This window comes from Adlercreutzia equolifaciens, assembly GCF_029076695.1.
In the GTDB taxonomy this organism is placed as follows: domain Bacteria; phylum Actinomycetota; class Coriobacteriia; order Coriobacteriales; family Eggerthellaceae; genus Adlercreutzia; species Adlercreutzia equolifaciens_A.
Map to the genome: position 1 here is coordinate 1 of NZ_JARFIK010000207.1, position 327 is coordinate 327.

General features: G+C 51.1%; 1 pseudogene. It reads right to left on the bottom strand.

Going from position 1 to position 327, the window contains the following annotated elements:
• Positions 1 to 19: 19 nt before the first annotated feature.
• Positions 20 to 327 (bottom strand): annotated as a pseudogene (locus tag PZH32_RS12090) (type I restriction-modification system subunit M); the annotation flags it as partial.

Consider the following 327-nt stretch of genomic DNA (forward strand, 5'->3'; position numbering starts at 1 on the left):
CTTACGCTGATCATCCATGCTACTCACCCGCCAGAAGCTTGCGGAGCTCAGCGATACCTAGCATGTCGAATTCGTTCCCGACAAGCTGTCCGAGCATTTCATCTAACTCTCGCTCTGCTTCACTAATCTGCGATGCAATTGAGGCGTACGTATCTTGGTATTTGTCCGCCAAAGCATTAATGCTTTTGACCAGCTGATCGACTGCCTTTTGGGGAAGCGCAAGCAGATCCCCCATAAGAGGAGTCACCCCCTTCTCTTCGAGCAACTCGTACACTTCCTCATCGGTAAGCGACTCAACAACCTGACGCGTTTTCTCCTCGAGGTTAG